The sequence below is a fragment of the Variovorax monticola genome (assembly GCF_051216855.1).
In the GTDB taxonomy this organism is placed as follows: domain Bacteria; phylum Pseudomonadota; class Gammaproteobacteria; order Burkholderiales; family Burkholderiaceae_C; genus Variovorax.
The window spans coordinates 666,943-690,886 of record NZ_JBPJZP010000001.1 but is presented as its reverse complement, the minus strand read 5'-3'; the positions used below and the strand labels follow the sequence as shown (position 1 = coordinate 690,886).

Here is a 23,944-nt window from a genome sequence, read left to right as displayed (position 1 = left end):
CAAGGCAGGCAGAACAAAGGACACATCGTCATGCAACGTCGAGAACTCTTGCGGCTCATGGCCGCCGCCCCCTTCGCTGGCGCCGCCGGCCAGCTCATGGCCGCGCCCTCGGCCGAAGGTGCCAAGCTGCTGGTCGTGTTCCTGCGCGGCGCGTACGACTGCAGCAGCCTGCTCGTGCCCACCGCCAGCGACTTCTACTACGCCTCGCGCCCCAACATCGCCATCGCGCGCCCCGGCACGCCCAACGGCGCCCTGCCGCTCGACGGCAACTGGGGCCTGCACCCCGCGCTGGCGCAAAGCGTGATGCCGCTGTTCCAGCAGAAGCAGGCCGCCTTCATCGCCTTCGCCGGCACCGACGACCTCACGCGCAGCCACTTCGAGACGCAAGACTCCATCGAGCTCGGCCAGGCGCTCGACAAGCGCCGCGACTACCGCTCGGGCTTTCTCAACCGGCTGGCCGGCGTGCTCGGCGCCGGACCCGTCACCGACGTGTCGCCCATCGCCTTCACCGACCAGTTGCCGATCTCGATGCGCGGCAACGCCAAGGCGGCCAACATGGCGCTCGCGGGCAATGCGCGCTCGGGCATCGACGCGCGGCAAAGCCAGGTCATTGCGGCCATGTACCGCAACACCGCGCTGGCCCAGCCGGTGGCCGAAGGCTTTCAGGTGCGCGACGAGGTGATGCGCGCGGTGCAGGCCGAGATGGACGCCGCCAGCCGCAACGCCATGACCGCCAAGGGCTTCGAGCTGGTGGCGCGCCGCATGGCGCTGCTGATGCGCGACCGCTACGACCTGGGCTTTGTCGACGTCGGCGGTTGGGACACGCACGTGGGGCAGGGCGCCGCCATGGGCTACCTGGCCAACCGCTTCGAGGAACTGGGCCGCGGCGTGGCCGGCTTCGCGCAGGAGATGGGCGAGGACGCCTGGCGCCAGACCGTGGTGGTCGTCATCAGCGAGTTCGGCCGCACCTTCCGCGAGAACGGCAACCGCGGCACCGACCACGGGCACGGCACCGTCTACTGGGTGCTCGGCGGCGGGCTCTCGGCGCAGGCCGGCGGGCGCGTCGTCGGCGAGCAGCAGGCGCTGACGCAGGCCACGCTGTTCCAGAACCGCGACTATCCGGTGCTCAATGAATACCGGGCGGTGTTCGGCGGGCTGTTCCAGCGCATGTATGGGCTGTCGCCCGCGCAGCTGGCGCGGGTGTTCGATGGCGTCGCACCGAAGGACCTGCAGTTGATCTGACCGGCATGCTCACCACGCGAGAGACGCCTGCGAAGTCAGGGTTTCCCTGGGGCCATGATCTTCAGATCGGGCTTCGCCATCGAAGTGACGGCGATGCGAACTAAGGTGTCATTGACCCGGACATCTGCATCGTGCAATCTACGCGAAGGGAGCAAATGTTGGGGAGGACTCTGCAATGTCGAACAGCCTTCGTCTGTTGTGTGCCCGCGCTTTTATCAGCCGGTCGAATTCACTGGCCTTGCTCGCCGTGCTGGCCTCGGTTTGCTCGTGGCTCGCCTTCTGGTTCAGTGAATGAACACCATGCGCCCTTGCGGCTGTCTTCGCCTCGGAACAGCAAGCACCCGACCCTGAAGCTGAGTGCGCTCGCGGCCTTCGTGAGGTAGCGGTTCGGCAAGGGCCTGATAGCAGGCCCCTTGCACCTTCAACCCGGAATGTTCGGGGGCGTCGAATGAGCGCGTCGACAACAGGCATGCCTCAATCGCAGGTTTCTGTTCCGCTCCGGTGAAGAAGCGGGTTCTACCTGCATGCGTGCACCCCGCTCCAGGTAGTTTCGCCTTGCGTATGCGGCTTTTTCGTTCGCTCTGCCGCATCGCTACTCTGGCAGGGGCAGCCCCGATCGCGGCTTTATTTCTTCCAGGCAAACGCTCGACCTGACGAAGTTGACGCCCGGCAACGCGACCAGCCGTTCCGTGAGGAAGACGTTGAGCCCCTCCAGATCGCGCGCGATGACCTTGAGAACGTAGTCGAAGTCTCCCGTGACCGAATGGCACTCGAGCACGTCGGGCATTCGCGCCAGGGCCTGCCGGAACAGCTTGAGATCGCGCATGTGGCCCCGCTCCATGCCGATATGGACGAACGCGGTCACCAGCAACCCGACCGCGGCGGGTCGAAGGCGCGCCTCGTACCGGGCTATCACGCCGCCCTCGTCCAGGCGGTGGTGGCGCCGGCTGCACTGCGCCGGAGAAAGACCTATCGCCTCGGCCATCTCGAGGTTCGACATTCGGCCGTTTTCTTGAAGAAGGCCAAGAATTCGCACGTCGGTCTTATCGAGTTTTAGCATGTGCAATATGTTCTCTTGGAAGAAGCGAATCGTACAAGCTTTCCTCTTTTATCGTCTCCATTCGGAAGTAAATGAAAACTCATTTCCAGCCCTAGCTCGAATAATTTGAATGGCTTTCACAACGAAAGAGCGTCATGCAGCCAATCGACGCAATTTCCTTCCTTTTCAGATTGCCACTGCTTCGTCCAACCCAAGACTGGAATTTCATGAAACGCATCCCCGAGCCATTCCGCATCAAGACCGTCGAGCGAATCGCGATGACGACGCGAGAGCACCGCGAGAAGGCGCTGCGCGAGGCAGGACTCAACCCTTTCCTGCTGCGCAGCGACGACGTCTACATCGACCTGCTCACCGACAGCGGAAGCGGCGCCATGAGCGATCGCCAGTGGAGCGCCATGATGGCCGCCGACGAGGCGTATGCCGGCAGCCGGAGCTACTACCGACTGGTGGCGACCATCGACAAGGTGTTTGGTTACCCGTACCTGGTGCCCGCCCACCAGGGACGCGGCGCGGAGCAAATTCTCTACCCCGAGCTCGTCAAGCGGCGCGCCTCCAAGCAGCCGGTGTTTTTGTCGAACTTCCATTTCGATACCACCAAGGTGCACATCGAGCTGGCCGGGGCGCGCGCCCTCAACGCACTCAACAAGGAAGCCCTCGACACCAGGGCGTACCACGACTGGAAGGGCAACTTCGATCTGGTCGAGCTCGCCCGGCTCATCGAAACCGAAGGCGCTTCCAATGTCGCGGCCATCGTGGCCACAGTCACCTGCAACACCACCGGGGGCCAGCCGGTCGCGCTGGCCAACCTGCGGGCGGCCTCTGAAATGGCGCGCCGGGCCGGCATTCCGGTGGTGATCGACGCGACCCGCTTCGCGGAGAACGCCTGGTTCATCCGGGAGCGCGAACCGGAATTCGCGCAGCACAGCATCCCGGAGATCGTGCGCGAGATGATGTCGTGCGCCGACATCGCCGTCATGTCGTCCAAGAAGGACGGACTGGTCAACATAGGCGGGTTCTGCGCATTTCGCGACGACGAAGATCTGTTCCGCGCAGTGCAGGAGCGATGCGTTGTCAGCGAAGGCTTCATCACCTACGGAGGCATGGCGGGCCGCGATCTGGAGGCGCTGGCAGTCGGCCTCGAAGAGGCGATGGATCCGGACTACCTGAACTACCGGGTCGGGCAGGTCGCCTATCTCGGCGAACGTCTTCGCGCTGCGGACATCCCGATTCAATACCCCACTGGCGGTCATGCAGTGTTCGTGGATGCCGCAGCCTTGCTGCCGCACATCGCCTCCGAGCAGTTTCCCGCACATGCGCTGGCCTGCGAGCTCTACATCGAGTCCGGCGTGCGGGCCGTCGAAATCGGATCTCTGCTCCTCGGGCGCAATCCGCTCACCGGCGTGCAAGAAAAAGCGCCGCTCGAGTCGATGCGGCTGACGATCCCGCGAAGGGTCTACACCAACGACCACATGGACTATGTCGCGGACGCACTTGCCGCGGTGGCCGGGCGCGCGCACGCCATCCGGGGGCTGGACTTCACCTACGAGCCCGAGCTCTTGCGGAACTTCACGGCACGGTTTCGCTGGGCTGCATAGTTGATCTTCGGCGCCCGCTTTCGCAACCCGTCGACCTTGCCTGCTGCTACGCGACGGGTTGCCGGTTGCGCGGCGCCGCTCGCACGGCGCTGTCTATCGCCTTGTCGAGCAGTTCCAACCCCAGGTCGAGCTCGCTGTCGCTGATCGTCAGCGGCGGTGCGATGCGGAACACGCCGCCCATCGAAGGCAGCTTCACGATGTTCATGCTCAGCCCGAGCCGCATGCACTCACGCGTGATGGCCTCGCCGAGTTCGAAGGCCGGCTCGCGGGTCTTGCGATCGGTGACGAGTTCCAGCCCGCGCAGCAGGCCGCGCCCACGCACATCGCCGATGCACTCGTGGCGTTGCTGCAAGTGATGCAGCCCCTGCGCCAGGCGCTCGCCGGCGGTGCGTGCGCGTTCGACGAGCCCGTCGCGCTCCACCACCTCCAGCACTTTCAGGCCGACTGCCGCGGGCAGCGGGTCGGAGACATGCGTGGTGTAGAAAAGGAAGCCGCGCGCGTGCGCCTCTTCTTCGATGGCGGCGGTCGTCACCATCGCGGCCAGCGGCAGGCCCGCGCCCAGCGTCTTCGACAGCGTGAGGATGTCGGGCGCGATGCCGTCGCGGTCGCACGCGAACATCAGGCCGGTGCGCCCGACACCGGTCTGCGCCTCGTCGACGATCAGCAGCATGCCGCGCTCTTCGCACTTGTGCTTCAGCGCCGCCATGTAGCCCGGCGGCAGATCGAGAATGCCGCCGCTGCTGAGGATGGGCTCGGCGATGAACGCGGCCAGCGCGCCGGTCGACTGCCGGTCGACCTGCTCGAAACCGTCGTCGAGTTCGCGGCGCCAGTCGAGCGCGCCGTCCGGCGTGGTGAAGCGGGGCCGATAGGCGTTGGGCGCCGGTAGGGCGAAGGAGCCGGCCGCCGTGGGGCCGTAGCCCTTGCGGCCCGCGCTGTAGGTGGCCGCAGCCGCGCTGCCGGTCATGCCATGCCACGACTGCGTGAAGGCCACCACCTCGTGGCGCCCCGTGACCAGCTTGGCCATGCGGATCGCCGCTTCGTTCGACTCGGCGCCCGTGCTCAGCAGCAGGCAGCGCTCCAGGTCTCCGGGCGCGTGCCGCGCGATCTGCGTGGCCAGCTCGACGACCGGGCGCGACAGCATGCCGCTGAAGAGGTGATCGAGCGTGCGCACATGTTCCGAGACGACCGCGACGATGTCCGGATGCGAGTGCCCCAGCAAGGCGCTCATCTGCCCCGACGTGAAGTCGAGGATGCCCCGGCCGTCCGCGTCGTAGACGAAGCTGCCCTGCGCGCGCTCGATGATCAACGGCTCGAAGCTGCCGCCGTAGCGCACCAGGTGCCGTTGGGCCTGCTGCCAGAACTGGGGGTCGTTGTTCCTGCTCATGTCGATGCTTCCCGATCAAAATGACGCACGTTACGCAGCACCGCCCGCGTCGGGAAGCGAATTGTTTTGAACTCAGCTATCAGGAGAATTCATGCCGTGAGCCAATCCCTGGACATCGACCTGCTTCGCAGCTTCGTCGCCATTGCGCAGACCGGCGTGCTCGGCCAGGCTGCGCTTCGCGTGGGGCGCACGCAGTCGGCGCTCAGCATGCAGATGCATCGGCTCGAAGGCATCGTCGAGCAACCGCTGCTGCATCGCACCGGGCGAGGCGTGACGCTCACTGCCACCGGCGAGCGGCTGCTCGTGCGCGCGGGGGAACTGCTGCGCAAGCACGACGAGGCCCTGGCCGAACTGCGGGGTGAGCAACTGTCCGGCGTGCTGCGATTCAGTTGCCCGGACGACTATGCCGTCGTGTTCCTTCCGTACCTGCTGCAAGGCTTCGCGAGCATCCACCCGCGCGTGCAACTGGAAGTGATGTGCGCGCCGACACCGCGCCTGCATGAGCTTCTGGCCCGGCATGCGGTCGACCTGGCGCTGGTGTCGGTGTCGGTGGCCGATGCGGGCGGTGCGGTGGGTGGCGACGTGATCCGCCACGAGCCGCTGGTCTGGGTGGCGCAGCGTGGCGGTGCCGCCGCGGCGATCGATCCGCTGCCGTTGGCGCTGGGCGCGCCCGATGCGCTGGACCATCTGCTGCCCAGGCAGGCGCTGGAGGCCGCAGGTCGCGCGTACCGGCTGGCCTATGCCAGCAGCAGTCTCTCGGGCCTGGTCGGCATGGCGCGTTCCGGCCTGGCCGTCATCGTGCTGACGCGAACCGCCGTTCCTGACGATCTGGAGATACTGACGTCGGACCAGGGGTTCCCCGATCTGCCGGGCGTCGGGGTCAAGCTTGCATTCGCTCGCGACGAGCCGACGGCGTTGACGGCTGCATTCGCGGCGCATGTCAGGAAGTTTCTTCCGACGGCTGGCCCGCCCGCGATGGCCTAGCCGCTGGCGGCACTCGGACTCTTGACCGCCCACCCGGTTTCGGACACCGCCGAGAATCCCTGCATGCCCCACGCCGTCTCCCTCCTTCGCGCCGCGCGCCTGGCGCGGAGCGCCAAGCCCTTTCTTGCCCGCGGCGGTTTCAAGCGCGAGCGCTGCGCCGGTTGCCGGCTGGTGCCCAGTCATTGCATGTGTGCCTTGCGGCCCCTGCTGACCACGCGCGCGGGCGTGTGCCTGCTCATGGCCGACATCGAGCCGCTCAAGCCGACCAACACGGGCTGGCTGATCGCCGATGTGGTGGCCGACACCTTCGCCTTCGGCTGGGCGCGCACCGAGACCGACCCCGCGCTGCTGGCCTTGCTGAAAGACCCGCAGTGGCAGCCGTATGTGGTGTTTCCGGGGCAGTACGCGGCGCCCGGGCGCGTCGTGCATACCGTGCCCTTGCCCGACGCCGCCGACTCCTCCGGCGGCGAGCCCGCGAAGCGTCCGCTCTTCATCCTGCTGGACGGAACCTGGGGCGAGGCCCGCAAGATGTTCGGCAGAAGCCCGTATCTCGACCCGCTGCCCGTGCTGAGCCTGCAGCCGGAGCAGATCACGCAGTACCAGTTGCGCCGCTCCGGGCGCGACGACCACTTCTGCACCAGCGAGGTGGCAGCCCTGTGCATGGACCTGGCAGGCGAACACGTCGCGGGGCAAACGCTGGAGGCCTACCTGGCCGTGTTCACGCACCACTACCTGCGTGCGAAGAACCAGCAGCCCATTGCGTGGGACGGGGTTGCGCACGAGCGGCTGCGCGGGGTGTCGGGTTTGCTGCCATTGCGCGCTGCCGTGGCTTGTTGAAGCCGTCCCTGCGCTTGGCGTCCCTCGGCGCGCGTGGCAGATGCCTCATTCCTCCTGAACCCCCGAGGCGCCGCAGACGATTCACACGCCGAACGCTACGCGCGGGGCCTGCCCGCAGGGGATCAGCCGCAGCGCAGCGCGAATCGGCGGTCGTGTGCGCGCCTGCGTTCGTCCTTGAGCCGGTCCTGCTCGAACGGCGGCTGCGGCTGGCGAGCCGCGGCGTCGATCGAGGCGATCAAGGCGTTCAGCTGGGCGCACTCCGAAGTCGCGCTGTCGACGTTCATGGCGACCCGACGCTCGTGTGCCAGGACAGACTGGGCCACGGCGCTGTTGTCGCGCATCGATGCTTGCCTCGCATCCTCGGACATTCCATCGGCCAGATTGAGATCGGGCCTTAGCCACACTTCACCGGCCTGTGTGCCGTGGGGGCATGGTCCGTCCGAATAGGTCGTTGCGCCCGCAGGAGAAGTGCATTTGGCGACGCGCTGCGTGCGCTGCGGCGGTGACTCTGGCGCCGTCTGCCGCGGCTCGTTCCGCTGTGCGGACGGAGGCGCGACCCTCGACGACGCAGGCGGCGCCACTTGGCGCGTGCCTGGATTCGTGAGCTGGCTCGAGTTCCGCCAACTGTCGAACGCCAGGTACGCCCCGACCGCGAGCACAGCCGCCCCGACCGACAGCCACGCTCGATGGGATGACTTCGCTGGCCGCAGTGAGTTTTCCCACGCTGCCATCGGCGCGTGGGATTGATCCATGAGGGGGTCGCGGGAATCTTTCTCGTGCATGGAGGCGGGAGGTTGACTGGCGGCGGGTAGCCGAGGGTCGCGGGCCAAGTGTCTTGCAACCACGCCTTGGCGAGAGCTTGTCTTGCCCGCGGGTACTCAAAGGGAGCGCGTCGCGCGGCGGGCGCTCAAACGCCTTCGATGATGCGAATCTCCCGGTCGGCTCCGTCGCCCAGTGCAGCCAATGCGGCCTGGTAGGCCGGACTGTCGTGCGCGGCAACTGCTTGTTCGACGCTATCGAACTCAATCAGTACGGTGCGTTGCATCACGCCGAGTTCATAGACCTTGGACGGTTCGCCGCGCGCCAGGAAGCGCGCACCGTTGGCAGTGAGTGCCGGGCCGGCCAGCTTTGCATAAGCGGCAAGTTTTTCGGGATCGTTGACTGCGCGATACGCGCTGACCCAGTAGGCTTTTGGCATTTGATCTTCTCTTCGTGAGCTCGAGGTAAAAATGTGACTGTGCCGCGTGTGTTGATTTGTCGCAAGCTCGGTCACAGCTTCTTCGTCGTGAAGAACGATCACGGGACCGCTGACGCCGGTGCACCTGCGTGCCGAATGCGGCAGGAAGCGGAATTCCACCTCGACACCACACATTCTCGAACGTGACACCCATTGTTCACCTCGTCGGCCCTGGCGGCGCTGGAAAGAGCTCTGCGGGCCCTTTGCTGGCTCAGCGGCTCGGTTGGCAGTTCGTCGACCTTGATGAGCGCTTCATGTCACGTGAAGGGAGCATTGGCGCTTCCATCGAGGCGTCCGGCTACAGGGGCTATGCGAAGCGGAACGTCGCTGTGTATCGCGCGGTCAGGCACTCACTCGCGGTCCCAAGCGTTCTGGCACTCTCGTCCGGCTTTCTGACGTACCCCGACGAAATTGACGCCGAGTATCCAGCGCTCCTTCGCTCCATCGAAGCCGATCCATTGACCGCGCTGCTGCTGCCCGCATTCGAGCTCGAAGCATGCGTTGAAATCATCGTGCGACGGCAGCTCTCGAGACCCTACCTTTCTGGCAATAGAGCAAGCGAGGAGCGACGGATACGGGAGCGGTTCCCGAAGCTGATGGCTTTGCGATGCACCCGGTTTCGGAGCGATGCGCCTCCAGAGGAGACCGCGTTGCACATCTAGCGATTTGTGCGCGCGCGTGTTGGAGGCCTTGAGGGGGCGCGATAGCGAGGGGCAGAATGCGGCTGATAGCGGCGGGTCGACTCGACCGACCGTCAACACCGAGTACCGACCCAGAGTCAATCCATTTCCAGAACCAAGATGGCACAACGAACGCCGCTCCAGTTGAACGTGCAGCAGCAGAATGCTCGTACTGAAGAAGGACTGCGAATGGAGGCCATCTACTGGCGCACACACGATGCGCCGCTCCAATTGGCAAAAGTCTGTGAGCTTCACGGAGTTCAGTGGAGCCGCTCAATCATTTTGAGCCTTGATGTTGACCTCCCGGGCATGCCGACCTACTTCGGCTTACTTCTCTCCCAGGATGAGCGCTTTATCGAGTTTGCCGTTGAATTGGATGCCGACCTGACTCAACCTGATAGATGGCACGACGTATCGAATCAACAGAATTTCGACGAACACAACCGCGGTACGGGCGTCGGATACGGCGCTCTTGCCCTCAAGATTTTCCGTGAGCTAAATATGAAAGCCGATACGAAATAGCGTGCTCGTAGGCGGTTGTCTACGCTATCACCACGCAGTCGCAGTCGCAGTCGCAGTCGCAGTCAACGGCACAATCCGGCCGAGGCTGTGTGAAAACGTTCGAAGGTCATGTTTTCATGGGTAGCCAAACCATTCCCGAAGCCTCGATCGTCGATCCTGGCGCGATCTGAGAGGTCGACTTTCACGCAAGGGGCGCAGCACCAGCGTTTTCACACAGCCTCGGCCAGGAGGTCATCCGCCTTTGTGGCAGGATTCACATGCTCTTCAACCTCGACATGTCGCATGAACCGAATCCATATAGCCAGTGGGATTTTCGTAATCGACCGGTTGGTCGACCTGACCGAATGCGAGGCGCTTGTTCGGCGAGGTGAAGAAAATGGGTTCGAGGCGGCTCCCATAATCACGGCTCGCGGCACGCAGGTGGACGCCGCGACACGAGACAACGACCGCTACGTCTTTGATGATTCGACACTCTCAGAATCGCTCTGGCTGCGTGCCCAAGGCATGATTCCCGGCGCGATAAACGGGCGCAAAGCGGTCGGTCTAAATGAACGCTTTCGCCTCTATCGCTACAGCCCGGGCCAGCGCTTTAAGTGGCACTCAGACGCACCATTTCATCGACCGAACGGGGATATCAGCCTGCTGACATTCATGGTCTATCTGAACTCTGGCTATGAAGGCGGCGCGACTCGATTTGAAGGCGCGAAGGTCATGGGCAATGTAGGGCAAGCGTTGGTCTTTGAGCATGGCCTGATACACGAGGGTGCCGAGGTCCTGAAGGGCATCAAGTACGCGCTGCGCTCGGATGTCATGTTCGGACCGCGCTGACCCTCCAAGGACACAGAACGGCCAAGAGCAGACCTTCGCTGATGCCGCACAATCCAGTCCCCGCACGCACCGATGCAACGAGCCAGATCAAGGAATTTCATAGCATGTACAACCGCTCACGAAGTCATGCGCTCCGCATTTCGATCAGAGCCGTTGTGTCAGGGCTTTCAAGTGTGTTTCTACTTGCGTGTGCCCCGGCAGAGCGAGTAACCACGCCAAACTCGGAACTGTGCAACAAACCTGAAATTGCCGCAGTCAACAAGGCCAAAAGGTGCGGCGCCTCGTTGGTGAAGTTCAGAGACTCAGGCGGGAAAACTTCGAATGCAACCCTTGCCACTGTTTATGCGGGCCGTCGAAAAAGCTACGACGTGATAGCCCCAATCATCGTCTACTTTCTGCAGCCCCCTGACGGAAAGCTTGTGGCGCTCGGCGAGTTTCCTGCATGGACGAACTACGCCGAGCTTCTGATGTACTCGCAACTCAAGTACGACCCTTCGCGGGGTGGTGGCATGGCGAGACCGGACAACGACGTCTTTTACGACAGGCTCATCGAGCGTCAAGGTGATCGGTACTGCTCCGTGCTTTCCATGAAACCGCCCTTCGCCGGTGAGCTAATCGACTGTGCGGAAAACGAGCGGATGAAAGGAATCACTGGCAAGGTCGACTATATGCCGGGCGTCCTATCGCAGCAGGCGGTTGCTCAGCGGTTCTGTGAACGGTTTGCGTCCGAGCGCGGTTTGCGATGCGAACACAATGTTGTCAGCGTTTCCTCCTCGAAATTCGAACGTGACGAAGCAGGTTTGGGCAGGTACCGCGTTACTGTCCAAAGTAGATCGTCCTTAGAAAATCAACGCTCCGGGCGGTATCAAGTTGAAATCCGTGAGTACTTGGCTTCGGCAGATGGCATCTCCCATCAAGAGACATCCAGGGAGTGGGAAGAGTGCGTATCGGGGACATGCACGCCGAGTCGTAGCCCGCCCTAGTGAAGATTGAGGACGACTCCCTTCGGCCTTAACCGGTCGGTTGTCACGCGTTCTCAATTTTTGTGCTTCCGTAGCATTGAGCGAGCCGTTGCCATGGCTGCAGTCGGCCACAACCAGACCTTCGCCATGAGGTCAGAAAATTGCCCGGCACCTGCAATAGTGGACTACGTCGAAGTCGGTCGTGAGTCGCACGAACTGGCGCTCCGCCACGGCCGGGATGCACACAGGTATGCACTGCGTCTATCTGAGCAAGCGAAGGACGCTGGCGATGCCGGGGCAGCCGCATTTTGGTACGCAGTCAACCGAGCGCTAGAGCCGAGGACGTAGTGAGTCGCTCGCAAGGCTCGCTTTGAGCCCTCGCGAAGGCGGCATGACCGGCTACAGTCGGCCGAAGTAGTCACTCAATACAAGGGTTGAACACATGCGTATCGTTGCGTTACCCACTGCTTGGAACAAGGAAGAGGGCCTTGTTCCCATGGACGCACAAGACATCGACCTCTACGCCACGGCGACAGAGTTGGACGCTCTAGCGGGGTTCTTTGCATGTGCTGCAAAAGCACTGAGAGAAACAGGACGGTGCGATGTCTCATTGGACTTCGCCGATTCGAAACCCGACGCACAAACCGGAATCTTGGTGACCATTAAAGGCGCATAGAGCTTTGCCTCAATTCGCCTTGCGGCCAACACCGGACATACACTTGCGACCTCCAATTTCTATCTGATGAACCCACGTTGCGTCCACGAACTCATGCGTTCTCACTTTGCGACGACAGACGCCGCGAAGTCTGAATGGACCAACCTCGTTGACGAACATGGCCTTCTCATGGAAATTCGGGCGCAGGCCGTGCTGCTGGCGCCGTTCGTGGAGCGAGGCGTCGAAGAGGTGCTGATAGAGTTTCAGCGGAAGGTCGGGGACAAGCTGCTCATTGGCGAAGTCATCCCTTACCTCCGGAGCAAGGTAGGCCGCAGCAACGTCCGAATCGCGAATCGTGAGTTCACGGTATTCGCCGAAGTGGCAATCAACGGCGTGGGAAGAAGTTGGCAAGCGCCCCAATAGGGCACAAACGGCCAAAGCAGACATCCGCTCCTTTTTCCAACATCGAATAGAACACCAGCTATGGCAGGCGCAAAGGTAGTAGTCGAGTTCCTGACAGAGGGCGTTGGAGGCCGCGCTACACCTGTTGCTCTTCTCGAGTCCTATCGGCCACACCTTCGGGTTGGCGATGGCGAGTACTTGGGAGTGGAGTTCTGTGGAGATGAATCAATCGGACCAGTTTGTCCGGGCGTTCCAATCCCCGCGGAGGTGGTATTTCTGCACAACGCTGGCGTCAACTACGCGGCCCTCGCCGTTGGGCACCAGTTCCAAGTTTTGGAAGGCAGCAGAATAGTTGGCGTGGGCGTTGTGACCGCGTTGCTCGCCTGACTCCCGCTATCGGCCAGGAGCCGACCTTCAACATTCGTGACCAGCGAACCAGCAAAAGTCAGGCTCAAGTTGCTCACTTCTTCATTTGGAATCTGACGCCCGCACTCCTATGGTCAAACTTTCTTCGCAGCAACAAGATGAGTTGCAATGTGCCATCTCCGAATTCGTCGGTGCCTTTGAAGTCGTGTTTCGCTACGACTGGAACTACTCCTCAGGGATGGTTGGTGACGCCGGGGCGAGCTTCCTCGAACCCGATGTTGAGGATGAGAACGAAGATTGGGGCGCTCGGGGAGCGTTGCTCGAGCGGTACCGAGCATTGGTGGCAACGATGAAGGAATGCCGCATGGAGCCCACGTTTCCGTTTCTTCTGGAGAATTTGCCCGGGGCGCCCAAGCGACTTTGGTGAACGCGCCATGTGCCTTGGATGTCTGCTTTCGGCAGAACTGAACTTCGGCTTAGGGCCCCTTCGCGACTGCAGTGAGGCCGGCTACAGTCGGCCAGAAGCCGACCTTCGGCGCAGCCCAACAGAACGCCAAACCGCCCTTCAACCCATTTCAACCTCATGACACCTCTGGTCGTTCCTCCGGCAGCACAGCGTGACGAGAAGTCAATTCAGATGCTCAGCGCTTGGATCGCAGAGAACGGATTGCATTGCTCCCTCAAGATCGGCATGTGGCAAGAGAATGGTCGTAGTGAGGCGCCCGCTTGGGGCATATTGCTGGCTGATGCCATCCGCCACATCGCCAATGCGCTCCAGGAGAGCTATGGACAAGCCCCATCAGACACTATTGCCAGCCTCCTTGAGTCGTTGCAAGACGAACTTGAAGCGCCGACATCGGCGACAAAAAGCGGCTTCAGCCCAGGCCACGCTTAGCCGGTCAGCAAAGCATCACGATCTGCTCGACTTCTGGAGTCGGCCATGACCCGTCATTCACACCAAAGTGCCAATGCAAGTCCACCGCGTCGTTTTCTACCGTGCCCAGCGCATCACAGGCCCAACGGCCGTGCTCGTTTCGATTGGCTTCGGAAAAACGCCAGCATCTGGCCCGACGGTGACTCGTTTGGTATCGCTGGACAAGGACAGTGCTATCAAGTTCGACTTGGCCGAACATGTGTCGGAGGTCCTAGCGGGCGTGGCACGAGCGAATGCCGAGACCGGCGGCAGCCTCGAAGTCGAAGCTATTGAGGTGGTTCCGGACGACTACCCTGGTAAGGGCCAGGCAGAGCGGGCAGCGTATGGCATTGCGCTCGCGGTTCAGCGCGGAGAATGCTGACGGACTGAGATCGGCCAAAAGCAGACATCTCGCAGCCAAGGCAAATCGACCATGCTGAGCACCGACAGATACCTGCCATCCCGTCCGACCGTCCTCGCTCTTTTCCTGCTGTGCGCGACACCGGCGTGGTGCATATCGCCTGCAAGTTATCTTATCGAGGCGAAGTTCATTCCTGGAACACTTCATCTTCAGGCAGGTCATGAAGCGCAAATTGAAAAGGAATCGAAAGATCTCAAACAGCCGTCCGCCAAACCTAACTGCGTTCTCGATATGTTCGTCCAAGTCACTGCGGACGCTCAACGCGCGGGCACATCCGACGACGGCCAGCGCGCACTCGCACTGGCGCGTGGAGAAGTTTTTAAGCGCGTCCTCGAAAAGTCTGGTCTGCAAGGCGCCGCACTTGCGCCAACCTATGTGAGCTTCACCGCAAGAGCCTCTGAGTTGGACACTGCGGTATTCATGTTTAGGCTTAGGCCATCGATAAAGTACGCTGCGGCCGGCGGTATCGAGGTCATTTCTGAGCCCGCAGACTGCACGCGACGCTGACTGGGCCCGCACGTTCTCAGTGGCCGCTTCGGGCCCGTTCACGATGGCGGCTTGACCAGCTACGGTCGGCCAGAAGCCGTCGTTCGCCGGCAGCGCCCAACTCATAGGCGAAACGAAACTGGGGGAAGTGATGCCCGATGATGCTGCTGATCAAATCGAATCGCGGTGGTGCCTTATTGGCTCGATTCAGCAACTGGCGGGTCGTCATCACCCACACTTTTCAGCAGGAACCAGAGTTCACTGCGTGCTCCCGGGCTGGGGTGACGGATACGAAAAAATCGTTGTGATCGGCCGTCACCGCAGCTCGAAGCGAGCCGTGAAGCCACTGACTCCTTACTGACAACGCGCCATGAAAGCCCCGAAGCAAATTCAGATTGCGATTGCTCTGTCGCTGGTAGTGCTTTTTGTCGAAACTGCAGAGAACTTATGGCGCATAGCGGTGGACAGCGAGGTTCGCACAAGCATGACATTCGCTATCGTTTGGATTGCTGTGGCGCTCGCCGCCAATGCGCTCACAGCACTGCTCATCTTCCACTTGTCAAGACGCAGAAACTGGGCGCGCATCTCTCTCCTGGTTTGGACAGTGGGCTCATGGTCCCTCTGGTTCGTCTACCCGCAGCGCCTTGACGACTATGTCAGTTGGGGTTGGTTGCTGGCGGGCGCGCTTTTCGTCATGGAGCTTGTTGCATTGGTCCTGCTATTCGGCGGTAGCGGTGGTGCTTGGTACTCGTCGCGCACTCCAGCAACGTTCTAGACCTGTGCAGATTGGTACAGGGTTCAGTTTGGGCGCGTGCAAATGTCTGCTTCTCGGAGTTTCGACCGGCAGCTTGGGGCCCGTTCACGACAGCGGCGCGACCGGCTACATTCGGCCGAATTCTGCCGACTGTACCGGGACATATCGGCGAAGATGAAAACGTACGGCTAGAGCCGGCCAGCCGGAAACATTCGACGGTACACAGGCGTGGCAAGCGCCCTATTTAATAATTTTTTACTCCTCCACCATTTAGCCGACCATGCACACGGAAAAACGCGGTCCACGCCCACCCCGCTACTGGTTTCGACGCGCGTTGGGCGTATTTATATTGGTGATAGCAGTGTTTGGCGTGAGCCTATTCGAGTCGGTACTCCAAGGTCGAGCACTTAACGAGACGGCCATAAGAATGAATGCGTTTCAACATTGGCCTACACTTTCTATCGGGGGAGCAGGGGTCGCCTTGCTTGCCTCGATGTGGTTGCGCAGTGTGGCCCTCCATCGCAGAACGACGCGCGCGCTAGATGCCGATGAGTCTTCAACATTGCCCAAACTCCCAATCGGATGGTCCCTATTTCGGTGGCTCCTTGTGTCGATCTATGGCTTGGGGGTTCTCGCATTCTCTATGGTTGGAATCATGGGCATCGGGCTAGTCCCTGCCGGCTTTTGCTTGTGTATGGCGGTATATCTGGCGCTTTCGGATGCGCGGGCATTTGTAGTGGCTGCGCTTATTTGCCTTACTGCGCTGGTTGGTCTAACGTGGGCCGCATTGATGCTCGTAGGCGCGGCGGCATACGCCCGATGATCAATAGGTCGCCAGGACATGAAGGTCCGCTTCAGGGCAAATCGTACGGCAGCTCAGGGCCCACTGCAGTCTTCCGACATTGTCCAAAGCTGCCGGTCGTCGCGCCAAAGCCAAGAGACATCTACTCCCGCGCATCGTCTGGCCAGGCACGCTGAATAAAATCCGGCCATGTCCGCCGCTTTAGTCCCGCGCCCCCAGTGCACCGCTTGCCTGCGCCCGCTCAGCGCCTGCATTTGCCGCTGGATCGCGCCCACCGCGCACGCGGTGGAGGTACTGGTGCTGCAGCACCCGCTGGAGGTACAACAGACCAAAGGCAGTGCCCGCCTGCTGCACCTCAGCCTGGCGCACTGCCGCTGGGTGGTGGGTGAGGCATTTGCCGTGCCGGTCTGGCCGGTGGACGGCAAGCACACGCTGCTGCTGTACCCGGACAGTCTGCAAGATACCGCCCCGGACCTGCGGGTCCCACCTCCGCTACCGCCCGAGTGGCCGCAAGCCCCGTCGCGCCTGCGCCTGGTCGTGCTGGACGGCACCTGGCGCAAAAGCCGAAAGATGCTCTACCAAAGCCCGCCACTGCAACAGTTGCCCCGCTTGGCCCTGCGCAACCTGCCGCCTTCGCATTACCGCATCCGCAAAGCCCATGGGCCCGACCAACTGTCCACGCTGGAGGCGACCTGCTACGCCTTGTGCCAACTGGAAGGTGATGCGGCGCGGTTCCAGCCCTTGTTGGATGCCTTCGACGGGTTTGTGGAGCAGTTGGAGCAGGCTGGCGGGCAGCGCAGCTGCGCAAACTGACAGTCCTGCCCTCGACCAAGGTTACGGGGTTCATTTAAGTGACCAGCTAACTGGCTGGTTTTGGCCGCGTTGTACCCGCTGCCTTACTCTGCTGTTTGCTGGGCTTCGGCCTGGAGGGTCCAAGGAGCATCGGGCGCCTCACGCCAAGCCATCCAGCCTGGCTGCATTGCTGCAAGCTCAAGCAGCGTCTGGTCCCGCGCGACCATGCTTTCCAAAGTGACCAGCATTGCTTCTGCGATTTGAAACGCATCCCCCGTCAGGAACTGCCATCCTCCATCGTCTGCATCGCGTGACGCCATCGACTGCCGCTCGACGCTCCGCCCGCGCAAAAAAATTGCGAGCGCGCCGGATACAGCGTTCTTCGACTCAACACGCCGCGCTATCCCAGTACCCATAGCCTCCGAAACTTGACGCGCTCCATAGAGAGCGCTTACATTGCCAACGCCTCGTGATGAGCGAGGCCGGGTTTAGCAGCCCGCTGACATCCTGCGACGAAAGCCGCAGTCACCGCACAGGTCTGCGGCTTTTGCGTTCGTGCCTTTTTTAGGCGGCTCGAACGGGAGGGCTCGCGCCCTGCCGGTGTTCGCAAGGATGTCCCGGTCTGCTAACCCGTTCGAGCTGCCGCCCCCGTTTAGCAGCGGGTGCGTCGGTTGTTGCAAATCGACATCCCTGGAGGCCCCATGGCCCATGCTTCAGACGCCGGCACCGACACCCACACCGGAAGCCCTGCCTCGTCCTACCGTCCCACCGCCCAGTTCAAACCCTTCGACTGGGTTCAAGCCGACCAACTCGATGCGTCCCGACAAAGCCAGGCCGCATTCCTCAATGATGCGCGCGACGTGGTGCAAGGCGCGCAAACGCTGGTGCAGCTGCTCGACTGGGACGAAGACCGCCGCGCAGCCGCCGCGTCCGATGCAGATCCGGCACCGCTCTTCGATGTCGCCCAGCGTGCATCGCTGCAGCGGCTGCTCTCTGCATCCCTGAGTCTTCTTCACGCCCGCATCGAAGGCCAGTGCGAAGCCTTGGCGGGCTAGCTAGCCATTCACCACCGGGCGACCCACAGCGGGCGGCGCATGCCGCGCCATCAACTCAGCCACCCAATCGATGAACACGCGCAGCTTGGCGCTGACATGCCGGTTCGGCGCGAAAGCGACGTACAGCGGCATCGGGTCGAGGCGCCAGGCTTCGAACAGCGGCACCAGCTCGCCGCGCAGCCGGTGCGCCTGCGACATGTAGTCCGGCAGCCAGAGCACCCCCAGCCCGGCGAGCCCGGCGGCCAGGTAGGCATTGCCGTCGTCGACCGAGAACACGTGGCGGCCGTGCACCTCGATGCGCTCGCCGCCGCGTTGCATCGCATACGGAAAGGCCTTGCCGGTGCGCGACCACAGGAAGCCCACGACCCGGTGGTGCGTGTCTTCCAGCTCGCTCGGGTGCGCGGGCGTGCCGGCGCGTTCCAGGTAGCTCGGCGCCGCGTACACGCCGAGCTGCAGGTCGCCCACGCGGCGCGCCATCAATGAGGGGTTGGTGAGTTCGCCGCCGCGCACCACGCAGTCCACGTTGTCGCCGATCACGTCCACCATGCGATCGCTCACGCCCATGTCGAGCTGGATGTCGGGGTAGCGCGCGTGGAACGCCGGCAGCGCCGGCACCAGGATCATGCGGGCCAGCGGGCTGGGCACGTCCACCCGCAGGTGACCGCGGGGCAACGCCGAAGCGCTCGACAGGCTGGTCTCCGCATCGTCCATGTCGGCCAGCAGGCGCACCACGCGCTCGTAGTAGGCCGCGCCGTCGGCCGTGACGTTCACCTTGCGCGTGGTGCGGTTGAGCAGCTTCACGCGCAGCCTGGCCTCCAGTTGCTGCACCAGCTGCGTCACGCTGGTCTTGCTCAGGTGGAGCGTGTCGGCCGCCTTGGTGAAGCTGCCTGCTTCCACCACGCGGACAAAGGCCTGCATCGCATCGAAACGGTCCATGTCTGCTCCTGATGTCGCGGATTGTTTGGGTTCTGCAAACAGTGATTGTTGATGTTGCTTGTTTATCCGCGAGACGCGGTTCCCTAAAGTCCCTTCATCGTTCTTCTTCAACCGCTTCGACAAGGCAATCCAATGACTCAACGTGACGTGGTTTTTCCGCCCGGGCGCCAGGCGCTCTATGAAAAGAACCGCTATTCGCCCGCGGTCCGCGCCAATGGCTTCCTGTTCGTCTCGGGGCAGGTCGGGAGCCGCGAAGACGGCTCGCCCGAGCCCGACCTGAAGGCGCAGGTGCGGCTCGCTTTCGACAACCTGAACGCGGTGCTGGGGGCCGCAGGCTGCACGTTCGACGATGTGGTCGATGTCACGGTGTTCGTCGTCGACCCGGAAGCGAACTTCGAAACCATCTGGAAACTCGTGCCCGAGTACTGGGGCAACGCGCCGCACCCGACGCTCACCGGCATCGGCGTGACGTGGCTCTATGGCTTCAAGTTCGAGATCAAGGTGATCGCCAAGCTGCCCGAGGGCAGCGGCGGCTGACCCTGCCTGCGCTACGGATGCAGATACGGCGGCAACGCCAGGCCGACGCTGCGCAAGTGCTCGAACTCGGCATCGCTCAACGAGCGCTCCAGCAGGTCGAAATGACAGAGCGTGCCGAGCAGCGTGCCGTCGGCGCCCGGTATCGGTACGCCGTGGTAGGCCACCATCACGCCCTTGTAGGGATGCCCGTCGAGCCTGTCGTCGTGGGCGGAGTTGGTGGTCAGGAACGCGCCGTCTCGCAGCACGAACTGGCAAAAGCTGATGCCCATCGCACTTCTTCCAGATACTCGGGGCGGGCTTCGCCTGCCTTGTCGACCAGCGCGATGTTTTTGAAGAGATCACCGTCGAGCCGATAGACCGCCGTGAATCGGTGAGGCACCCGCCTGTTGAGCTGGCCAAGGGCTTCCGCCAGGCCCAGGCTCTCGCACACGGCGACGAAGCTGTCGATGCTCTCCTGCGACGGCTCCTCCGATTTCTTCGACAGAAGCTGGATATAGAGGCGGTCGATCTCGTGCTCCCACGCTGTGCCCGCATCGACGAATGCGATGTCCCCCTCAGTGCCCGCATCGCCGCCGCCCGCCGCGCTTGGATACGGGGGCACAAGCACACCAGCGGCCTTGAGCGCTTGCTCTTTTTGAAAGCGGGACAGCAGGGTCATGGGGCGGGGGAGTGCGAGTCATGGTACTTCAGTGGCCGAGGTCCAGCGCGGTGAATGTGGCAGGCACCGCGCGAAGCGGGTCGCAAGTCGTGGCGCGCCTACATCAACGGCACCGAAGTGCTGACGTCCGGGGCCGAATCCGCCGTCCACAGTGCCGTCAACCCTTCGATCCCGAGGGGCGCTTTCCACCTGCAGACTGCATCTTTAGGAGACCCGCATGGCAAACAACAACAGCTCGACCGACGAAGGCTCGGCGAGCCGCGATTCCCTCACGGTCTCCCCCGGCGTACCCACGGTCGAAACGTACTACGCCAAGCAAGCCAACGGCAGCGACATCGTGAGCCACGAAGACCTGTCGAACGAAAGCGTCGTCGATGTCCTGAACGATCTGCTCGAGAACGCGCGCGACGGCGAATACGGCTTTCGCACATGCGCGGAGCAGGTCGAGACGGCGAACGCCAGGCAACTGTTCTTCACCCGGTCCGAAGGGTGTCGCCAGGCCGGCGAAGAGCTGCATCAACTCATCAGGAAGTACGGCGGCGAGCCTGCGTCAGGCGGCACCGCAGCGGGCGCGATGCACCGCGGTTGGGTTCAGCTCAAGGGCAGCGTGGGCGCGGACAGCGAGCTGTCGATCCTCGAGTCTTGCGAGCGCGGCGAAGACACAGGCATTGCCCGTTACCGCAAGGCGCTGAAACAGGCCCTTCCGGTGGATGTTCGCGCCGTGGTGCAAAGGCAGGCGGCCGGGGCACAGAAAAACCACGACCAGATCCGCGACCTGCGCGATGCCGCCAGGGCGAAGGGCTGACCTTGCCAGTGGGGGTCGGTACCTCGGGCTACTTGCTCAGCGATATGAGCGTCCATACGATCGCCACGAGCTGTGCGAGGTTGATCAGGATGGCGGTGAGGTGCATCCTGCGGAAGCCCGGAATGGCCTCCATGTAGTTCGACTGGATCTGCGTGCCGAGCGTATCCATCTTGGGAATGATCTTTTTGCGCAGCACGACGGCAACCAGCGCCAGCGCCGCGGCACCCGCCGCAATTCCCGGACGGCCCGCGCACACGAAGCTGATCGCCGTTGCGGTCGCGGTCGCGAACGCGGTGACGTAGTAGAGGTTGAAGAAACCTCGCACGAAGCGCGCGTCGAGCGGTGTGTCGTGCTTCAACACCAGAAGCGGCAAGGAACCCATGAGGAAGTAGGCCGTGGTGACGAGCAGCGCCACCGTGAAGAACAGGGCGGCGAACATGGCAGCAGACATCTCGATATTCCTCCATGCCGTGGACCGCGAGCCTCAGTGTCGAGGGCGTGATTTCGCCCATCGATCCGCGGCCCTACCGGAATCCGTAGAACTTACAGATTCGCGCAAATGGAGTATTTACTAATCGGCCCGCAGGAGGAAAATCTTTCGCATACCAAGGCAATACGCCCTCCACGCCATGACACTCGACCAACTCTTTGCCAGTGACGCGTCGCTTCCCACCGTGCCTAAGGTGGTGTCCGACCTGATGGAAATGCTGCGCGACGACGACGTGTCCTTCGCGGACGTCGCGCACCGCATCGAACTCGACCAGGTGCTCGCGGCCAAGGTGCTGCAGATGGTCAACTCGCCGTTCTTCGGGCTTCGGCGCAAGATCTCCTCGATCCAGGGCGCGATCCTGATGCTCGGCATCTCCACCGTCAGGTCGTTCGTCGTGAGTTCGGGTGTGTCGGGCGCGTTCAGGACGGTGGAGGGCGTCGACCTTCCGGACTTCTGGGCCCACAGCCTGCGCGTGGCATCGGTCTCGCGGTACCTGGCGTCCAAGACCTCGCGCGTGGACCCCAACCTGGCATTCACAGCGGGCAGCATGCATGCCATCGGCCACCTGATCATGGCGCAGGCGATGCCCCGTCGCATGGCCGCGCTGAATGCCGCCCACCCCTTCGATGCGCCCGGGCGCGCGCAGCTCGAGCGCGTCGAGTTCGGCTATCACTACGGCGATGTGAGCGCCTCGCTGGCGCAGCGCTGGGACTTCGCTTCCGAGCTGGTCGGTGCGCTGTCGAGCTTCGTGAGCCCGGGGCAGTCGGAGCGTGTCGATGCGCTGGGCGGCGTGCTTCATCTGGCCGTGTGGCGCGTGTCCCTGGAGCGCCAGGGCGTGGACCTGAGCCATGTCGGCGGCCTCTGGCCGAGCCAGTCCGCGATGGCCATCGGCATCACCGAGGAAATGGTGCAGAAGATGCCGGCGCCGCGCGTGCTCGCCGCGGACCTCGAATCGATGATCGCCTGACGGCGTTCGCAGGCGCGCCGTGCGTCGCGGCCGGCCGTTCACATCGGCGGCATCCTGTCGAACTTCGGCAGCGCCGGATCCAGAAAATCCCATGCCTGGCCGCGTACCGCGTAGGTGACCACCTGCGGCTTGTACCGGCCGGGCTCGTCGAGGCTTGCCGCGTGCACCGTGAAGATGTCGGGCATTGCCGCAAAGGTCATGTAGACGGGCGATCCGCAGGCCGGGCAGAACGCGCGGGTCTTGACGTTGCCGCTGTCGCCGACCAGGTCCCACAGCGTGGCCTGGCCGCTGTGCTTCACGCCGCCGCGCGCAAAGCTGAGGTACGAGCCGTGGCCGGTGCCGCTCTTGCGTTGGCAGTCGCGGCACTGGCAGTCGTTCTGAAAGATCGGCTCGGCTGCAATCTCATAGCGGATGGCGCCGCATGCGCAACCGCCGGTATAGGCCTGGGTCATGGTCGGGGTCCTTTCGAAATCGCCGCGAAATCGGCATGACGACCAATCTATCCGGGCGGCGCTGCGAAGGGGGAGTAACAAGTTCGTCGTGAACGGGCGCGGCCCTACACCTCGACGGGCACATGGAAGTCGATGACGGCGCCTGGCTGGTCGGGCGCGAACTGGCCGTCGTACAACTCGAAGTCGGGACTGTCGGCCACCCGCAGGCCCGAGGCGGGAATCAACTGCCCCCAGATGGTCGCCATGGCACTCTTGACCTGCGGATGCAGCGCAGACCCATTCAGGGCAATGCGAAACACGACATAGGTCGCCGCGGGAATCTGCTTCACCGTGAAGCCCTTGGGGAGCTCGCCGTCGGGCCCTGCACCCCCGCTCATCCCCACGCCCGCCATGTACTGGAAACTGCCTGTCTCCCGGTCTGCGCTCCAGACCACGCCGTACGTCGCCCAGCTCGGGCTCTGACCCTTCAGCGGCAAGGCGCCCACGAGTGCGGACCACAGCTGGGGAATTTCGGACTTCGTCGCGTCGTCGAAGCGTCGGGCGGGGCCTGCGACGCTGAAGGCCTCGAGCCGGACCAGGTCCGGCAACCGGGTCACGGCCGCGGAGGTGCTGCTGGGTGCGTTCATGGGAAATTGTCCTTCGATGGGGGTGGGAGAAAAGCCGATGCGAAAGCGGCCGGGCGAAACGCCGAAGAGGCGCTTGAACGCGCGTGTGAATGCCTCCTGCGACTCGAAGCCGCAATCGAAGGCGAGGTCGACGAGCTTCAGGTCGGGCTCCGTGCCCAGCCTGCGGGCGCCGCGCACGAGTCGCCGTCCGCGCACATGCGCCATGGCGCTGCGGCCCATGCGGGCGGTGAACATGCGGGAGAAGTGATGCGTCGACAAGCCCGCGCGCTGCGCGATCAGATCGAGCGTGAGGGGCTCGTCGAGCCGCTCCTCGATCCACGTGATCAGGCGTATGAAAAGGTCGGATTCGCGGGGCATCGGGTTGTCCATGCGGCGATCATGAATCACCGCAAACCAGGCTGTCCTGACCGAACTTGCTGCCGGCCTGTTCGCCCAGTCGACCATATTGCAGGCCAGCTTCGTGCGACCAGAGCCCAGCACGCGCGGCCATGTGCGC

31 protein-coding genes are annotated in these 23,944 nt (G+C 63.1%); 19 read left to right on the top strand and 12 right to left on the bottom strand.

The features are described from left to right. Positions 1 to 30 precede the first annotated feature (30 nt). Complete coding sequence (locus tag ACSFA5_RS03140; protein WP_435442548.1) at positions 31 to 1,242, top strand: DUF1501 domain-containing protein; 1,212 nt, start codon at positions 31 to 33, stop codon at positions 1,240 to 1,242. Between the two features lie 592 nt (positions 1,243 to 1,834). Here the strand turns inward: ACSFA5_RS03140 and ACSFA5_RS03135 are convergent. Further along, positions 1,835 to 2,308 (bottom strand): Lrp/AsnC family transcriptional regulator, encoded by a 474-nt coding sequence (locus ACSFA5_RS03135; RefSeq protein ID WP_435442547.1) that lies wholly within the window; start codon positions 2,306 to 2,308, stop codon positions 1,835 to 1,837. 200 nt (positions 2,309 to 2,508) lie between these two features. Between ACSFA5_RS03135 and ACSFA5_RS03130 the strand changes: the two genes are divergently transcribed. Then, a complete protein-coding gene (locus ACSFA5_RS03130) occupies positions 2,509 to 3,897 on the top strand; it encodes a tryptophanase (protein WP_435442546.1) in 1,389 nt (462 codons plus the stop codon). A gap of 46 nt (positions 3,898 to 3,943) precedes the next feature. Here the strand turns inward: ACSFA5_RS03130 and ACSFA5_RS03125 are convergent, their stop codons facing one another. Next, positions 3,944 to 5,281 (bottom strand): aspartate aminotransferase family protein, encoded by a 1,338-nt coding sequence (locus tag ACSFA5_RS03125; protein WP_435442545.1) that lies wholly within the window; start codon positions 5,279 to 5,281, stop codon positions 3,944 to 3,946. Between the two features lie 96 nt (positions 5,282 to 5,377). On the opposite strand from ACSFA5_RS03125, the gene ACSFA5_RS03120 reads away from it, so the two are divergent. Both ACSFA5_RS03120 and ACSFA5_RS03115 read left to right on the top strand, forming a co-directional pair. Beyond that, entirely contained in the window at positions 5,378 to 6,265 is an 888-nt protein-coding gene (locus ACSFA5_RS03120; protein ID WP_435442544.1) for a LysR family transcriptional regulator, read from the top strand. Positions 6,266 to 6,328: 63 nt separating this feature from the next. Continuing rightward, entirely contained in the window at positions 6,329 to 7,102 is a 774-nt protein-coding gene (locus ACSFA5_RS03115; RefSeq protein ID WP_435442543.1) for a tRNA-uridine aminocarboxypropyltransferase, read from the top strand. 122 nt (positions 7,103 to 7,224) lie between these two features. Here the strand turns inward: ACSFA5_RS03115 and ACSFA5_RS03110 are convergent, their stop codons facing one another. Both ACSFA5_RS03110 and ACSFA5_RS03105 read right to left on the bottom strand, forming a co-directional pair. Beyond that, positions 7,225 to 7,425, bottom strand: a complete 201-nt coding sequence (locus tag ACSFA5_RS03110; protein WP_435442542.1) for a hypothetical protein — start codon at positions 7,423 to 7,425, stop codon at positions 7,225 to 7,227. Positions 7,426 to 8,009: 584 nt separating this feature from the next. Beyond that, the gene (locus tag ACSFA5_RS03105; RefSeq protein ID WP_435442541.1) at positions 8,010 to 8,300 is read right to left on the bottom strand and encodes a DUF1330 domain-containing protein; all 291 of its coding nucleotides are present in this window, start codon (positions 8,298 to 8,300) and stop codon (positions 8,010 to 8,012) included. 182 nt (positions 8,301 to 8,482) lie between these two features. Between ACSFA5_RS03105 and ACSFA5_RS03100 the strand changes: the two genes are divergently transcribed. The 5 genes from ACSFA5_RS03100 (at position 8,483) to ACSFA5_RS03080 (ending at position 12,007) form a co-directional block, all read left to right on the top strand. Continuing rightward, a complete protein-coding gene (locus tag ACSFA5_RS03100) occupies positions 8,483 to 9,001 on the top strand; it encodes a shikimate kinase (protein WP_435442540.1) in 519 nt (172 codons plus the stop codon). A 207-nt stretch (positions 9,002 to 9,208) separates the two neighbouring features. After that, a complete protein-coding gene (locus ACSFA5_RS03095; RefSeq protein WP_435442539.1) occupies positions 9,209 to 9,541 on the top strand; it encodes a hypothetical protein in 333 nt (110 codons plus the stop codon). Between the two features lie 282 nt (positions 9,542 to 9,823). Further along, complete coding sequence (locus ACSFA5_RS03090; RefSeq protein WP_435442538.1) at positions 9,824 to 10,369, top strand: 2OG-Fe(II) oxygenase; 546 nt, start codon at positions 9,824 to 9,826, stop codon at positions 10,367 to 10,369. A 104-nt stretch (positions 10,370 to 10,473) separates the two neighbouring features. Beyond that, entirely contained in the window at positions 10,474 to 11,352 is an 879-nt protein-coding gene (locus ACSFA5_RS03085; RefSeq protein WP_435442537.1) for a hypothetical protein, read from the top strand. Positions 11,353 to 11,773: 421 nt separating this feature from the next. Next, the gene (locus tag ACSFA5_RS03080; RefSeq protein WP_435442536.1) at positions 11,774 to 12,007 is read left to right on the top strand and encodes a hypothetical protein; all 234 of its coding nucleotides are present in this window, start codon (positions 11,774 to 11,776) and stop codon (positions 12,005 to 12,007) included. Between the two features lie 9 nt (positions 12,008 to 12,016). Here ACSFA5_RS03080 and ACSFA5_RS03075 read toward each other — a convergent pair whose 3' ends face one another. Next, on the bottom strand, positions 12,017 to 12,433 hold the full coding sequence (locus tag ACSFA5_RS03075; RefSeq protein ID WP_435442535.1) for a hypothetical protein: 417 nt from the start codon (positions 12,431 to 12,433) through the stop codon (positions 12,017 to 12,019). A 451-nt stretch (positions 12,434 to 12,884) separates the two neighbouring features. Here ACSFA5_RS03075 and ACSFA5_RS03070 point away from each other — a divergent pair, with 451 nt between their 5' ends. The 6 genes from ACSFA5_RS03070 to ACSFA5_RS03045 all read left to right on the top strand — a co-directional run bounded on the left by ACSFA5_RS03070 (position 12,885) and on the right by ACSFA5_RS03045 (position 16,943). Continuing rightward, on the top strand, positions 12,885 to 13,181 hold the full coding sequence (locus tag ACSFA5_RS03070; RefSeq protein ID WP_435442534.1) for a hypothetical protein: 297 nt from the start codon (positions 12,885 to 12,887) through the stop codon (positions 13,179 to 13,181). 156 nt (positions 13,182 to 13,337) lie between these two features. Further along, positions 13,338 to 13,649: a DUF5076 domain-containing protein gene (locus ACSFA5_RS03065; protein ID WP_435442533.1), complete on the top strand. Its 312-nt coding sequence runs from the start codon at positions 13,338 to 13,340 to the stop codon at positions 13,647 to 13,649. Between the two features lie 73 nt (positions 13,650 to 13,722). Then, the gene (locus ACSFA5_RS03060) at positions 13,723 to 14,049 is read left to right on the top strand and encodes a hypothetical protein (RefSeq protein ID WP_435442532.1); all 327 of its coding nucleotides are present in this window, start codon (positions 13,723 to 13,725) and stop codon (positions 14,047 to 14,049) included. Between the two features lie 51 nt (positions 14,050 to 14,100). Continuing rightward, positions 14,101 to 14,595 carry a hypothetical protein gene (locus tag ACSFA5_RS03055; RefSeq protein ID WP_435442531.1) on the top strand — a complete coding sequence of 165 codons (495 nt, stop codon included), beginning with the start codon at positions 14,101 to 14,103 and terminating at the stop codon, positions 14,593 to 14,595. Positions 14,596 to 14,944: 349 nt separating this feature from the next. Continuing rightward, on the top strand, positions 14,945 to 15,349 hold the full coding sequence (locus tag ACSFA5_RS03050; protein ID WP_435442530.1) for a hypothetical protein: 405 nt from the start codon (positions 14,945 to 14,947) through the stop codon (positions 15,347 to 15,349). Positions 15,350 to 16,319: 970 nt separating this feature from the next. Continuing rightward, entirely contained in the window at positions 16,320 to 16,943 is a 624-nt protein-coding gene (locus ACSFA5_RS03045) for a tRNA-uridine aminocarboxypropyltransferase (RefSeq protein ID WP_435442529.1), read from the top strand. Positions 16,944 to 17,026: 83 nt separating this feature from the next. Here ACSFA5_RS03045 and ACSFA5_RS03040 read toward each other — a convergent pair whose 3' ends face one another. Next, on the bottom strand, positions 17,027 to 17,242 hold the full coding sequence (locus ACSFA5_RS03040) for a hypothetical protein (protein ID WP_435442528.1): 216 nt from the start codon (positions 17,240 to 17,242) through the stop codon (positions 17,027 to 17,029). A gap of 381 nt (positions 17,243 to 17,623) precedes the next feature. Here ACSFA5_RS03040 and ACSFA5_RS03035 point away from each other — a divergent pair, with 381 nt between their 5' ends. Beyond that, positions 17,624 to 17,977: a hypothetical protein gene (locus ACSFA5_RS03035; protein ID WP_435442527.1), complete on the top strand. Its 354-nt coding sequence runs from the start codon at positions 17,624 to 17,626 to the stop codon at positions 17,975 to 17,977. Here ACSFA5_RS03035 and ACSFA5_RS03030 read toward each other — a convergent pair whose 3' ends face one another. Further along, complete coding sequence (locus ACSFA5_RS03030; RefSeq protein WP_435442526.1) at positions 17,978 to 18,913, bottom strand: LysR family transcriptional regulator; 936 nt, start codon at positions 18,911 to 18,913, stop codon at positions 17,978 to 17,980. A 132-nt stretch (positions 18,914 to 19,045) separates the two neighbouring features. Here ACSFA5_RS03030 and ACSFA5_RS03025 point away from each other — a divergent pair, with 132 nt between their 5' ends. Beyond that, positions 19,046 to 19,450, top strand: coding sequence for a Rid family hydrolase (locus tag ACSFA5_RS03025; protein ID WP_435442525.1), 405 nt, complete (start codon positions 19,046 to 19,048; stop codon positions 19,448 to 19,450). 11 nt (positions 19,451 to 19,461) lie between these two features. On the opposite strand, the gene ACSFA5_RS03020 is transcribed toward ACSFA5_RS03025, so the two are convergent. Together ACSFA5_RS03020 and ACSFA5_RS03015 are read right to left on the bottom strand one after the other, a co-directional pair. Next, entirely contained in the window at positions 19,462 to 19,719 is a 258-nt protein-coding gene (locus ACSFA5_RS03020; protein ID WP_435442524.1) for a hypothetical protein, read from the bottom strand. Then, positions 19,671 to 20,108, bottom strand: coding sequence for a hypothetical protein (locus ACSFA5_RS03015; RefSeq protein WP_435442523.1), 438 nt, complete (start codon positions 20,106 to 20,108; stop codon positions 19,671 to 19,673). Before ACSFA5_RS03015 ends, ACSFA5_RS03020 begins: the two co-directional genes overlap by 49 nt. Before the next feature lie 217 nt (positions 20,109 to 20,325). Between ACSFA5_RS03015 and ACSFA5_RS03010 the strand changes: the two genes are divergently transcribed. Beyond that, on the top strand, positions 20,326 to 20,913 hold the full coding sequence (locus ACSFA5_RS03010) for a ferritin-like domain-containing protein (protein ID WP_435442522.1): 588 nt from the start codon (positions 20,326 to 20,328) through the stop codon (positions 20,911 to 20,913). A 28-nt stretch (positions 20,914 to 20,941) separates the two neighbouring features. Here ACSFA5_RS03010 and ACSFA5_RS03005 read toward each other — a convergent pair whose 3' ends face one another. Beyond that, on the bottom strand, positions 20,942 to 21,364 hold the full coding sequence (locus ACSFA5_RS03005; protein WP_435442521.1) for a hypothetical protein: 423 nt from the start codon (positions 21,362 to 21,364) through the stop codon (positions 20,942 to 20,944). Positions 21,365 to 21,542: 178 nt separating this feature from the next. Here ACSFA5_RS03005 and ACSFA5_RS03000 point away from each other — a divergent pair, with 178 nt between their 5' ends. Further along, on the top strand, positions 21,543 to 22,370 hold the full coding sequence (locus ACSFA5_RS03000) for an HDOD domain-containing protein (protein ID WP_435442520.1): 828 nt from the start codon (positions 21,543 to 21,545) through the stop codon (positions 22,368 to 22,370). A 38-nt stretch (positions 22,371 to 22,408) separates the two neighbouring features. Here ACSFA5_RS03000 and ACSFA5_RS02995 read toward each other — a convergent pair whose 3' ends face one another. Together ACSFA5_RS02995 and ACSFA5_RS02990 are read right to left on the bottom strand one after the other, a co-directional pair. After that, entirely contained in the window at positions 22,409 to 22,822 is a 414-nt protein-coding gene (locus ACSFA5_RS02995) for a GFA family protein (protein WP_435442519.1), read from the bottom strand. A 104-nt stretch (positions 22,823 to 22,926) separates the two neighbouring features. After that, on the bottom strand, positions 22,927 to 23,805 hold the full coding sequence (locus ACSFA5_RS02990; RefSeq protein WP_435442518.1) for a helix-turn-helix domain-containing protein: 879 nt from the start codon (positions 23,803 to 23,805) through the stop codon (positions 22,927 to 22,929). Between the last annotated feature and the right edge of the window lie 139 nt (positions 23,806 to 23,944).